This window comes from Streptomyces sp. NPDC048420 (genome assembly GCF_040651535.1).
GTDB lineage: Bacteria > Actinomycetota > Actinomycetes > Streptomycetales > Streptomycetaceae > Streptomyces.
Genome location: NZ_JBEZKG010000005.1, coordinates 348265 through 359791 on the forward strand (window position 1 = coordinate 348265; position 11527 = coordinate 359791).

Genomic DNA, 11527 nt, shown 5'->3' on the forward strand with positions numbered 1-11527 from the left:
GTCCCAAGCCGTTGGCACCGCTCCCAGGACAAGGCAGTATCACCCTGTGGCCGATCTCATCACCGTCGATGACCCCGACGACCCGCGTCTGCACGACTACACGGGCCTGACCGACGTCGAACTGCGCCGCAAACGCGAACCCGCCGAGGGCCTGTTCATCGCCGAGGGCGAGAAGGTCATCCGCCGGGCGAAGGACGCGGGTTACGAGATGCGCTCCATGCTGCTGTCCGCCAAGTGGGTCGACGTCATGCGGGACGTCATCGACGAGCTCCCGGCCCCGGTGTACGCCGTCAGCCCGGAGCTCGCCGAACAGGTCACCGGCTACCACGTGCACCGCGGTGCGCTCGCCTCCATGCAGCGCAAACCGTTGCCCACGGCGGCCGAACTGCTCCAGAGCGCCCGCCGGGTGGTCGTCATGGAGTCGGTCAACGACCACACCAACATCGGCGCGATCTTCCGCTCGGCGGCGGCCCTGGGCATGGACGCGGTCCTGCTGTCCCCCGACTGCGCAGACCCTCTGTACCGCCGTAGCGTCAAGGTCTCGATGGGGGCCGTCTTCTCGGTCCCCTACGCCCGTCTCGACACCTGGCCCAAGGGCCTGGAGTCGGTCCGCGAGGCCGGCTTCACCCTCCTCGCCCTCACCCCGGACGCCAAGGCCAAGACCCTCGACGAGGCCGCCCCGCACAAGATGGACCGCGTGGCCCTGATGCTCGGCGCCGAGGGCGACGGCCTCACCACCCAGGCCCTGGTCGCCGCCGACGAATGGGTCCGCATCCCGATGGCCCACGGCGTCGACTCCCTCAATGTGGGAGCGGCAGCGGCCGTCGCCTTCTACGCCGTGGCGACGGGACGGCCACAGGGCTGAGCGGCGGCGGGCCGGGGCGCTCGGCTACGGCCCCAGCGGCGAAGTACTCAGTCCGTGCCGCCGCCGGCCGACCGCCGCTGCGGCTCCTGTTCCGGCGGCGCCTGCACCTGCCCCTGCCCCTGGTCCCGTACGGCTCCGTCGTGGCCGCCCAGTCCACGCGGCGGCCCCTGACAGCCCTGGGCCGCGGCGATGGCGAGCGCCACGAACAGGGTCACGACGACGAACACGAACAGACGCTGGCGCAGCAGGCGGGGGTTCGCGGGGCGCAGTCCCGTCTTGGTGTTCCTGGAGGTGGGCCGTCCCGTACCGCTGCGCGGGGCCGGGCGGCTTCCGCTGCCGGAGCGGGTCGTGTTCCGAGAGGAGGGCGGGCCGGGGCGGGAGGAGGGGGCGCCGTTGCCGCGCGGGGTGCTGCCGCCGCGTGACGGGACTCCGCCACGGGCGGGCGCCTGGCCGCGCACCGGTCCGGAACCGCGTGCCGGAGAAGCCCCCGGCGAACTGGGCGGCCCGGACTGCCCCTGCGGACGCCGCTGCACGGCCCGGTCCGGGTAGGTGTCGGCGATCCGTCCGGTGGGCCGGTCCGCCTCGCTGCCGCGCGGCCCGGGCGGACGCAACTCCGGCAGCCCCTGTGCCTCGCGGGCCGCGATCTCCTTGAGGCGCAGCGACAGTTGGAGCGTGCTCGGCCGCTCCTCGGGGTCCTTCGCCAGACAGGCGCGGATGAGGGGGGCCACCGCGTCGGGCACCCCGTGCAGCTGCGCCTCCTCGTGCACCACGCGGTACAGCATCACCTCGGAACTGCCGTGCCCGAAGGGCGAGTCGCCCATCGAGGCGTACGCCAGGGTCGCGCCGAGCGAGAACACGTCCGTGGCCGGCGTCACCGCGGCACCGCGCACCTGCTCGGGCGCGAGGAAACCGGGGGAGCCGACGGCGGTGCCGACATGGGTGAGGGTGGAGGCCCCGGTCGCCCAGGCGATCCCGAAATCGATGATCCGGGGGCCCTTGGGGGAGAGGAGGATGTTGGACGGCTTGAGGTCACGGTGCACCACCCCGGCCTCGTGCACGGCGACGAGTCCTTCCGAGAGGGCGGCGCCGATGCCGGCGACCTCGGCGGCGCTCAACGAGCCCTCGTCGGCGACCTTGTCGTGCAGGGAGGGGCCGGGCACGTACTGGGTGGCGAACCACGGACGGTCCGCCTCGAGGTCGGCGGCGACGAGCCGGGCGGTGCACCCGCCGCGGATCCGCCGGGCGGCCGAGACCTCACGCGCGAACCGCGACCGGAACTCCTGGTCCTCGGCCAGATCGGGCCGGATGACCTTCAGCGCGACCCGCTGTCCCTTGCGGTCGGAGCCCAGGTAGACGACGCCCATCCCGCCCGCGCCGAGCCGTCTGTGAAGCCTGAACGAGCCGACGACGCGCGGGTCCTCGCGCCTCAGGCGCATCATCGCCATGTTCATCCCCGCTGCCCGGTCCGTGTGACGAGCGACAGCTTACGTTTCCACGGGCCGCCGCGCGCAGGAGCCGCGCCCTCTCGTCCCGATGGATTGTCAGTGCCGGGTGGGAGACTTGAGGGGTGGTCAGGGGGTCCGGGGACAGGGCGACTTCGGGTCGACTGTGATCCCAACCACCCGTCGCAGAAGGGGGATTGAACCCGTGAAGGGTGATCGCGTGGAGATAGTCGTGGACGCAGGGGACACGACGCGCACCTACGAGGTGGTGGCGAGCAGGGCGGGCCGCCGGGTGGAGACGGCGGTACGACGAGGTGTCGTGGAAGTGAGCGAAGTCACGCGGAACGGATCGGTGGTGCGCACGGCCCGTTTCATGGCGACGAGGGTGCTGGCGCTGGTCGAGCAGCCGGTGCCGCGCGAGGACAGCTCGGAGAAAACAGGGCAGACCGGGCGACCCCTCCGGGAAGACCCCGAGACCTAGGTCTCCGTCTCCACCCACGGGAGTACTCAGCTGGTCATGGCTCATCCTCGGGGAGGCCCGGCAATCGGTACGAGGGCATGACGTGCGCTGAGGCCGTGACGCCTAGATTTGAGGTCAAGCGGCGGGTGCAGCACTCGTCCCCCGAGGTCAGACACCCGCCGCTGCCAACGACAACAGAACGGTCAGGAGAGGGACCATGGCTCTTACGGCACCGCGGACACTGTCCCGCACACGTCAGCCCCGCCGTACGGGCCGTCGTCACCCGCTGGTGGCGACGCTCATGGCCCTTCCTCTGGCGGTCCTGCTCCTCGTCGTCTTCGACGGCTGGGAGACAGTGGCCACACAGGCGTCGTCCGTGGGAGTGATGCTGGGGCGCTGAGCGGCGACCCCAGGCCCGGAAGAGCGGTCCGGGCGGGGACATCCACCCATGAAACCCCGTGGGGACGGGGGTGCGGCGGACGGCAAAAATGCCGGTGCAGCTGGGGAGCTGCGCCGGCATTGCCGTTTGTTGTTGTTTGTCTGCGGGTTCGGTGGCGGCTGGTGTTTTGCGCAGTTCCCCGCGCCCCTGAGATGCCTGCGGCGCAGCTGCGGGCTCGGTGGGGGCGTGTGTAGCGCGTGCGGGTGTGTTGTGGGTCGGGGCCGCCGTACGCGGCCGACGGCCCATCGTGGCGCACGGTCCGTCCTGGCGTAGGTTGACTGCAACCCCCCAGGGGCGCGGGGAACTGCGGGACCGGCCCCACGAGCCCGCACCCGCCCAACGACCGGACCCGGCACCCCGATAGGCGTCTCGTGATCACCCACCCTCTGCTCACCGAGCTCACCCGCAGAGCCAGAACCGAGGCTCACGCGCGCAGGCAAGCGGCGTGCCCTTGTGGAGCCACGACGCTCGCGGACCGCCCCGACGCCACCGTCGTCCGGCACGCCGACACCGTTGCGAAGGCCCACGCCCCGGACACCACCCCCGCCGACCTGATCCCACGCCTGACCGCGGCGGCCCATCTCCCCGGCATCCTTCTCAACCCGCTCCACGAGACCCCCGTGGACCTGCACGGCAGACTCGTCACGTTCTGGCCCTACGGCGCCCCCGTGGACCCCGAGAACCCGGACGCCGCCCCCTGGGAACCCGCCGCCACCCTCCTCGCCCACCTCCACCGCACCCCGGCCCCAGCCGCGCTGCCTCCGATGCGCGGTCCCGTCAAAGCCGCCCTCGCCATCGCCCGCCTTCTCGCGGCCGCCAGGCACCGGCACAGCCCCGCCGTCGCCCCCGTGCTCCGCGCATGGTCCGCCCTCCCGGCCTGGGCCCGCGCCGAGACCCCCATGTCCGACACCACGACCCTCTGCCACGGCGACCTCCACCTGGGCCAGCTCGTCCGCCACCCCGCCCCGGACGGCCCCTGGCGTCTCATCGACGTCGACGACCTCGGCGTGGGAGAACCCGCCTGGGACCTCGCCCGCCCCGCGGCCTGGTACGCCTGTGGCCTGCTGCCGCCCGAGGACTGGGCCCGCTTCCTCGGCGCCTACCGCGCGGCCGGCGGCCCGGCCGTCCCGGCCGACGGCGACCCCTGGCCCGCTCTGGACGTCCCCGCCCGCGCCCTCACCGTGCAGACCGCCGCCCGGGCCGTCGCCAAGGCGATCGAGGCGGACCGGCCGCTGGACGAAGTGGAGCAGACGGTCGTCGACGCCTGTGACCGAATGGGTTCCGCCCCGCCGGAGTTGGCGGACGGTTTCGCGAAGTAGGGTGCAACCGACCAGGTCCGGACGGAGTCTGTCCTGGCGTAACGCGAAGCAGGACCAACGGGCGAGGAGTTGAGCCGACGATGCAGTGTCCGAAGTGTCACGCACCGATGCACACGTACAACCGCAACGGTGTCCAGATCGAGCAGTGCAGCGGCTGCCGCGGGATCTTTCTCGACTACGGCGAGCTGGAGGCGCTGACCCGACTTGAGGGCCAGTACGGCGGCGGTCCGATGGTTCCCCCGCCCCCGGCCGCTCCTCAGTACCCGGCCGCGCCCGGCGCACCGGCCTGGGGCGCGCCGCAGCACGGAGGTGGTCACTACGGCGGCCACGGTGGTCATCACGGCGGCCACCACCGCAACCGCGGCTTCGGCCACATGCTGTTCTCCAGCTGACCGATCAACGAGGAAGCCCCCGGCCGCAGGGCCGGGGGCTTCGGTCTGTGCGCGATACTGGGATTGAACCAGTGACCTCTTCCGTGTCAGGGAAGCGCTCTCCCGCTGAGCTAATCGCGCGGGAAACCACGATCAGGATCGTGTGTACTGCGTGCGCGATACTGGGATTGAACCAGTGACCTCTTCCGTGTCAGGGAAGCGCTCTCCCGCTGAGCTAATCGCGCGGGTCAGACCTTCGATGATCTCTTGAAGATCCAGTGGACGATACTGGGATTGAACCAGTGACCTCTTCCGTGTCAGGGAAGCGCTCTCCCGCTGAGCTAATCGTCCTTGGAGGTGGAGACGGGATTTGAACCCGTGTAGACGGCTTTGCAGGCCGTTGCCTCGCCTCTCGGCCACTCCACCAGGAGTGTTGGGGGTTCGGGATGATCCCCCTTGCTCTTCCGAGCGAACGACGAGGTTCGAACTCGCGACCTCAACCTTGGCAAGGTTGCGCTCTACCAACTGAGCTACGTTCGCCTGTCCTTCCGATCCGCTTGCGCGGCCCGGCGACGAGTTGAACTCTAGCGGATTCCGGGGCCAGTACAAAAACGCGTTTGCGCAGCGTGCTGCGGTGCGCATGTCGACGTACGTGGTCAGAGGCCCCGGAGGGACATGGCCAGGTCACCCGCGGGACACCCCCCATAGACTCGACAGCGTGCTCGACCTCGCTCCTCTCGCCCGCTTCGGCGACCGTGTCGCCACCGGTCTCCTGGATGTCACCAGCGACCCCGCGGCCCTGGACTCCACCGGCTTCTGGGCCGTCGCCGCGGACTTCGAGGGCGGTCTGACCTGCGCCCGCTTCGCCGACGTACGCCGGGAGCCGGTGCCCGCGCCGACCGCCGGGGCGTGGCGGGGGCCGGCGGTCGGTGACTGGACGTCGTCGCTGGATCGCGCCGCGTACACGGAGGGCGTACGGCGGATTCGCGCCCACATCGCCACCGGCGAGGTCTACCAGGCCAACCTCTGCCGGGTGCTGACCGCGCCCCTCGCGCCCGGCGCCGACGTGGACGCGCTGACCGCGCTGCTGGCCCGCGGCAACCCGGCGCCGTACGCAGGAACGATCCGGCTGCCCGGACACGGGGTGGAGATCGCCACCGCGTCCCCCGAGCTCTTCCTGCGCCGGGAAGGGCGGGTCGTGGCGTCGGGGCCGATCAAGGGCACCGGGCGGACCGAGGAGGACCTGCTGGCCAAGGACTACGCCGAGAACGTGATGATCGTCGACCTGGTGCGGAACGACCTGGGCCGGGTGTGCGCCACGGGCAGCGTCACCGTCCCCGATCTGTGCGCCGTCGAGAAGCACCCCGGTCTCGTCCATCTCGTGTCGACCGTGCGGGGCGAGCTGCGCGAGGACGCCGACTGGGCCGGGCTGCTGGAAGCCGCCTTCCCGCCCGGGTCGGTCACCGGTGCGCCCAAGTCCAGTGCGTTGAGGATCATCGAGGCGCTGGAGACCGCGCCCAGGGGGCCGTACTGCGGAGGCCTCGGGTGGGTCGACGCCGACCGGGGTACCGGGGAGCTGGCCGTCGGTATCCGCACCTTCTGGATCGACCGCGCCGAAGGAGTGCTGCGCTTCGGCACCGGTGCCGGGATCACCTGGGGATCCGACCCCGAGGCGGAGTGGCGGGAGACCGAGCTGAAGGCGGCGCGGCTGCTCGCGGTAGCGTCGGGAACGTACGGTGTGAGCGGAGAGGGACCATCGACGTGAAGATCTGGCTCGACGGCGGGCTGCAGGACATCGAGACCGCCCGTGTCTCCGTCCTCGACCACGGGCTGACCGTGGGCGACGGCATCTTCGAGACCGTGAAGGCGGTGCACGGCAGCCCCTTCGCGCTCACCCGGCACCTGGACCGGCTGACCCGGTCGGCGCGGGGCCTGGGGCTGCCCGACCCCGATCACGACGAGATCCGCGGTGCCTGTGCCGCCGTACTCGAAGCGAATCCCATGCCGCTGGGACGGCTGCGCATCACCTACACCGGCGGCCAGGGGCCGCTGGGTTCCGACCGGGGTGAGCACGGACCGACGTTGGTGGTCGCCTTGGGGGAGTCCCACCCCCGCCCCGACTCCACGGCCGTGATCACGGTTCCGTGGACCCGCAACGAGCGCGGCGCGCTCACCGGCCTCAAGACCACTTCCTACGCCGAGAACGTCGTCGCTCTCGCCCGCGCGCGTGAGCAGGGCGCCTCCGAGGCGCTGTTCGCCAACACGGTCGGGCAGCTGTGCGAGGGGACCGGGTCGAACGTCTTCGTCGTGCTCGACGGCGAGATCCACACCCCGCCGGTCGCCTCAGGCTGTCTCGCGGGCATCACGCGCGCGTTGACCGTCGAATGGACCGGCGCCAAGGAGACCGACCTGCCGCTGGACGTCCTGGAGCGGGCCGACGAGGTCTTCCTCACCTCGACCCTGCGGGACGTCCAGGCCGTGCACCGCGTCGACGCACGCGAACTGCCGGGCGCGCCCGGCCCGGTGACCGCCAAGGCCATGCGGATCTTCGAGGAGCGGGCCGGGCACGACCTCGATCCGTAAAGCCCCGGACAATTGGGCTGACCTGGCGCGCGGCAGCGGGTAGAACTCCGGTGATGACCACCACCCTGCGGCCGACCGAGCCGCTCCAGCGCGGCGCCGACGGGGGGCTGTCCCGCCACTACACGGTGTGCGTGAACAGCCGTCCCGTCGGGGCGATACACCTCAAGACCCACCCGGCCTTCGGCCCGTCCATCGCCCAGATCCAGGACCTGCGGATCGAGGAACCGGACCGCAGGCGCGGCCGGGGCACCGTCGCCGCGCTCGCCGCCGAGGAAGTGGCCAGGGGCTGGGGCTGCGGGCAGGTGGAGATCAGGGTCCCGGGCGCCGCCGACCCCGCGCTGCGGCTCGCCACCGCGCTCGGATACGTCCATCGCAACCGGGGCATGGAGAAACGGCTCGGTACCACGGCCCCCCAACTTCCCCCGGGCAGCCGCGTCCGGCCCATGACCGAGGCGGAGTTCGGGCCGTGGACGCAGCAGGGCATCGTCGAGTACGCGCGGGACTGGAGCGAGCGCGGGGTGCCCGAGGCCGTGGCGCGGGCGAGGTCGGAGCGGGACCACGAGCAGCTGGTGGCGCGGGGCCTCGTGACGGAGCACGCCCTCTACAGCGTGCTGGAGCACGACGCTGTCCCGGTCGGGGTCCTGTGGGTGGAGTTCATCGACGACAAGGCGTTCGTCTACGACGTCGAGGCCTACGAGGCCTTCCGCGGCCGCGGGCACGGGCGCTCCCTGATGCTGGTGGCCGAGGCCCAGGCGATCGCCTCCGGCAGACGGGTCCTGGGCCTCAACGTCTTCGCGGGCAACACACCGGCCGAGCGGCTCTACGAGTCGCTGGGATACGAGACGGCGGGCTACTCGATGTACAAGAGCCTGCTCTGAGACGGGCCCTGTGCCGGTGCCGGGTCAGTCCTGTCCGGCGAGCAGTCCGTCCACGATCTTCTCGATCCGCTCGCGCAGCCCGGCCTGGCTCTTGCCGCCGTCGAGGCGCTCGCCTCCGATGACGTACGTCGGTGTGCCGGTGACGCCGATCGCCTTGCCCTCGGCCTGGTCGGCGTCCACGATCAGGATGTGCCGGCCGTCGATCAGCGCGGTGTCGAACTCCTCGGCGTCGAGACCGAGTTCACGGGCCACCTCGACCAGGAGGGGTTCACCCCTACGGTCCAGCTCCTCGACCCGCCCGAGCACGGCCTCGACGTACTCCCAGCCCTTCCCCTGCTCCAGCGCCTCCTCGGCGGCCTGCGCGGCGGCGAAGGAATGCTTGTGCTTCTCCAAGGGGAAGTGCCGAAGCCGCAGCTCCAGACGGTCGCCGTAACGGGCACGCAGGGCCCGGACGTCGTCCAGGGCGCCACGGCAGTCCGGACACTGCAGCTCGCACCAGACATCGAGAACGGGCACGGCGGGACGGACGGGGGAGGGGTCGCTCATCCCCCCAGTCTCCCAGCTCGGGCGGCCCCGGTCGCACGACCCCGTCCACGCCCGCACCGACTCGAACCCGACCCCGGACCTCGTCCGCATCGGCTCCGTCCGACCGGACCTCGACGCGGCGACCTCGCCTGCACCTGCTCCGGCCGACTGGACTGCGACTGCGGCGGCCTCGCCGACGTCTGCTCCGGCCGACTGGACCTCGGTCGTGGTGGCCTCGTTTGTAGCTGCTTGGGGTGAGTGGTCCCCGGCGGCGGCGGCCTCGTCCGCGTCTGCTCCGGGCCGACTGGACCCCGATCGCAGCGGCCTTGTCTGCGTCTGCTCCGGCCGACTGGACCTCGGTCGTGGTGGCCTCGTTTGTAGCTGCTTGGGGTGAGTGGTCCCCGGCGGCGGCGACCTCGGCTGCATCTGTCCCGGCTGACTGGACTGCGAGTGCGGCGGCCTCGTCCGCGTCTGCTCCGGCCGACCGGACCTCGGTCGCGGCGGCCTCGTCCGTCCCCGGCGACGGCGACCTCGCCCGCACCTGCCTCGGCGACCGGACCGCGACTGCGGCGAACCGGCCCGGCCGAGCCGAGTCCCGGTCGACTGGTCCGGTGCGGTGGGGCAGATCTTCGGATCCCGCCCTGCACAAGCCCGCACCGTTCTCCCGTGGATCAGTCCGCACCGACCTACCATCCCTCCCGACAAGCCCCTGCCACACCGATCCCTCGTCGATCAGTCCGCACCGCCCCCACCACACCCTCCCCGCCTGCCCGGTCCGCCCCGCCAAGGCCGACCCGCCCGCACCGACCCCGGTCCCGCCCGGCGCCACCACCCGTCCTCCTCCCCGCACGCCCCGACCGGCACCTCCGGAGGAGACGACCCGGAGATGTCCCTGATGTCCTGCCGGAGCATGGCCCGGTCGGGGTGGGGAGGTGCAGGATGGATAGGGACGAAGTGGCACCTGGCCGATCGACCCTGCCTGGAGGACCGGATGATTGCCGAGACCGTCTGTTCCGCCGTCGCCGCGGCCGGCCTGGGCATCGCGGTGGTCACCGCGTACCGGAAGCGCTTCCTCGCGGCGACCCGTATCGCCGCCTACTCCCTCGTCCCGCTCGGCCTGGTGATGACCGGTGTCGTCGACTGGGTCGCGGACACCGCGTTCAGCCTGACCGCCTGGGCGGGCTTCGGCGTGCTAGGCCTGTCGTGGGTGCTGTTCTCGACCACGCGCGCGGTCGAGCGCCGCCGCGGCGGCACCCGTAAGGAGCGCAAGGCGGCCCGCGGCGCCCAGCAGGAGGCGGTGGCCCCCGCGGCCTCGGCGCCCTCCCTCGCCCCGGCGACCCGCACTCCCGCCGCCCGCCCCGCGGGCAGGCCCAAGGCCACCGAGACCGCCACGGACGACTTCAGCGACATCGAGGCCATCCTCAAGAAGCACGGCATATGACGGTCGCCTGACGAACTGAAACGTTCGCAGTGGGATCCGCGCCGGTCCGTAAGCGATCAGAACCCGAAACGGACATCACGGAATTCGGCGAACTCCCGCTCATTCCGGGCGTGTTGATCGCGTCGAGGGTGCGGACTGCGCCATCATCGCCGCGAGATGCTGGACACGAAACAGAGCGACACCACGCCGCCGCAGGACGAGCCGCGCGGATGCCTCTTCGCCCTTTCCCAGCCACCGCTGATGATCTTCCTTGCGGTGATCGGGTGTCTGCTGCTCATGGCTGCGCTGCACGATCTGCTGCTGCTCTGAGCCGTACCCGTGGTCCCCGGCGTCACCCGTCGGGGACCACGTCGCCACCTCCGCGCCGGACCCCAGTCCGAAGCGACCCCCAGCCCGCCCCAGCCCGAACCCCCACCCCCGGACCTCAGCCCGCGGCCTCCGCCCCCGGACCTCAGCCCGCGGCCTCCTTGCGCCGCGCCCGATACGCGGCCACATGCAGACGGTTTCCGCAGGTCCGGCTGTCACAGTAGCGCCGGGACCGGTTCCGGGACAGGTCGACGAAGGCCCGTCGGCAGTCGGGCGCCTCGCAGCGCCGCAGCCGTTCCTGCTCACCGGCCACCACGAAGAAGGCCAGCGCCATCCCGCAGTCGGCGGCCAGGTGGTCGGCGACCGAGGCGCCCGGCGCGAAGTAGTGCACATGCCAGTCGTAGCCGTCGTGATCCGTGAGCTGGGGGGTGGTGCCCGCGGCGGCCACCAGCTCGTTGATGAGCCCGGCCGCGGCCCGGGCGTCCGGCGCGGCGAAGACCGAGGCGAACCGTCCGCGGATCTTGCGAACGGCCGACAGGTCGAACTCCGAGAGCGTCCCGACATCGCTGATTTCGTGGTTTCGTACGAAATCCTCTAGTGCCGCGACATCGGGCAGCGCGTCCGGCGTCGCGTCGTCCTCCGGCGCGGTGTTCACCAGATCGACCACGGTGTCGAGTGCGCACCGGGTGTCGTGGGTGATCAGCACGATTCGCTCCCTGGCCTGGGGGTCGGGCGGACGCCCGCCGATGCTGGCCGATGGTAGTGGCTCACGAGGGCCGGATGACGGGTCCGGATCCCGCCGACCCTGTCCGGACCCCGCCGTCCCTGTCCGGGCGAGCCCACGGGCCCGTCCGGACACACGACAGGTGCCGTGGCTGCGGAGCGCTCCGCAGCCACG

At 71.8% G+C, this 11527-nt stretch carries 13 protein-coding genes and 5 tRNA genes; 10 read left to right on the forward strand and 8 right to left on the reverse strand.

Annotation, left to right across the window (positions count from 1 at the left end; translation table 11 throughout):
• The first annotated feature begins 46 nt into the window (after positions 1-46).
• Entirely contained in the window at positions 47-865 is an 819-nt protein-coding gene (locus tag AB0D34_RS11220; RefSeq protein ID WP_362659873.1) for an RNA methyltransferase, read from the forward strand.
• Positions 866-912: 47 nt separating this feature from the next.
• Here AB0D34_RS11220 and AB0D34_RS11225 read toward each other — a convergent pair whose 3' ends face one another.
• The gene (locus AB0D34_RS11225) at positions 913-2316 is read right to left on the reverse strand and encodes a serine/threonine-protein kinase (protein ID WP_362659876.1); all 1404 of its coding nucleotides are present in this window, start codon (positions 2314-2316) and stop codon (positions 913-915) included.
• A 196-nt stretch (positions 2317-2512) separates the two neighbouring features.
• Between AB0D34_RS11225 and AB0D34_RS11230 the strand changes: the two genes are divergently transcribed.
• The 4 genes from AB0D34_RS11230 to AB0D34_RS11245 all read left to right on the forward strand — a co-directional run bounded on the left by AB0D34_RS11230 (position 2513) and on the right by AB0D34_RS11245 (position 4917).
• A complete protein-coding gene (locus AB0D34_RS11230) occupies positions 2513-2788 on the forward strand; it encodes a hypothetical protein (protein ID WP_362659879.1) in 276 nt (91 codons plus the stop codon).
• Positions 2789-2984: 196 nt separating this feature from the next.
• A complete protein-coding gene (locus AB0D34_RS11235) occupies positions 2985-3167 on the forward strand; it encodes a hypothetical protein (RefSeq protein ID WP_028809711.1) in 183 nt (60 codons plus the stop codon).
• Between the two features lie 410 nt (positions 3168-3577).
• Complete coding sequence (locus tag AB0D34_RS11240; RefSeq protein ID WP_362659882.1) at positions 3578-4525, forward strand: aminoglycoside phosphotransferase family protein; 948 nt, start codon at positions 3578-3580, stop codon at positions 4523-4525.
• An 80-nt stretch (positions 4526-4605) separates the two neighbouring features.
• Complete coding sequence (locus tag AB0D34_RS11245) at positions 4606-4917, forward strand: zf-TFIIB domain-containing protein (RefSeq protein WP_362659885.1); 312 nt, start codon at positions 4606-4608, stop codon at positions 4915-4917.
• Between the two features lie 48 nt (positions 4918-4965).
• On the opposite strand, the gene AB0D34_RS11250 is transcribed toward AB0D34_RS11245, so the two are convergent.
• From AB0D34_RS11250 to AB0D34_RS11270, 5 genes are all read right to left on the reverse strand, one after another.
• A tRNA-Val gene (locus AB0D34_RS11250) sits at positions 4966-5037 on the reverse strand.
• A 32-nt stretch (positions 5038-5069) separates the two neighbouring features.
• A tRNA-Val gene (locus AB0D34_RS11255) sits at positions 5070-5141 on the reverse strand.
• 34 nt (positions 5142-5175) lie between these two features.
• Positions 5176-5247, reverse strand: a tRNA-Val gene (locus tag AB0D34_RS11260).
• Between the two features lies 1 nt (position 5248).
• A tRNA-Cys gene (locus AB0D34_RS11265) sits at positions 5249-5322 on the reverse strand.
• Between the two features lie 41 nt (positions 5323-5363).
• Positions 5364-5436 (reverse strand) — tRNA-Gly (locus AB0D34_RS11270).
• Positions 5437-5614: 178 nt separating this feature from the next.
• On the opposite strand from AB0D34_RS11270, the gene AB0D34_RS11275 reads away from it, so the two are divergent.
• Genes AB0D34_RS11275 through AB0D34_RS11285 form a run of 3 tightly spaced genes read left to right on the forward strand, consistent with a single transcriptional unit; the run spans position 5615 to position 8357 of the window.
• Positions 5615-6661: a chorismate-binding protein gene (locus AB0D34_RS11275; protein WP_362659888.1), complete on the forward strand. Its 1047-nt coding sequence runs from the start codon at positions 5615-5617 to the stop codon at positions 6659-6661.
• Positions 6658-7479 (forward strand): aminodeoxychorismate lyase, encoded by an 822-nt coding sequence (locus AB0D34_RS11280; protein ID WP_362659892.1) that lies wholly within the window; start codon positions 6658-6660, stop codon positions 7477-7479. Before AB0D34_RS11275 ends, AB0D34_RS11280 begins: the two co-directional genes overlap by 4 nt.
• A 53-nt stretch (positions 7480-7532) precedes the next feature.
• Positions 7533-8357 (forward strand): GNAT family N-acetyltransferase, encoded by an 825-nt coding sequence (locus tag AB0D34_RS11285; RefSeq protein ID WP_362659895.1) that lies wholly within the window; start codon positions 7533-7535, stop codon positions 8355-8357.
• Between the two features lie 24 nt (positions 8358-8381).
• On the opposite strand, the gene AB0D34_RS11290 is transcribed toward AB0D34_RS11285, so the two are convergent.
• Positions 8382-8903: a DsbA family protein gene (locus AB0D34_RS11290; protein ID WP_362659898.1), complete on the reverse strand. Its 522-nt coding sequence runs from the start codon at positions 8901-8903 to the stop codon at positions 8382-8384.
• A gap of 970 nt (positions 8904-9873) precedes the next feature.
• Between AB0D34_RS11290 and AB0D34_RS11295 the strand changes: the two genes are divergently transcribed.
• Positions 9874-10323, forward strand: coding sequence for a hypothetical protein (locus AB0D34_RS11295; protein ID WP_362659901.1), 450 nt, complete (start codon positions 9874-9876; stop codon positions 10321-10323).
• A 156-nt stretch (positions 10324-10479) separates the two neighbouring features.
• A complete protein-coding gene (locus tag AB0D34_RS11300) occupies positions 10480-10632 on the forward strand; it encodes a hypothetical protein (protein ID WP_362659903.1) in 153 nt (50 codons plus the stop codon).
• A 142-nt stretch (positions 10633-10774) separates the two neighbouring features.
• On the opposite strand, the gene AB0D34_RS11305 is transcribed toward AB0D34_RS11300, so the two are convergent.
• A complete protein-coding gene (locus tag AB0D34_RS11305; RefSeq protein WP_362659906.1) occupies positions 10775-11335 on the reverse strand; it encodes a CGNR zinc finger domain-containing protein in 561 nt (186 codons plus the stop codon).
• Positions 11336-11527 lie beyond the last annotated feature (192 nt).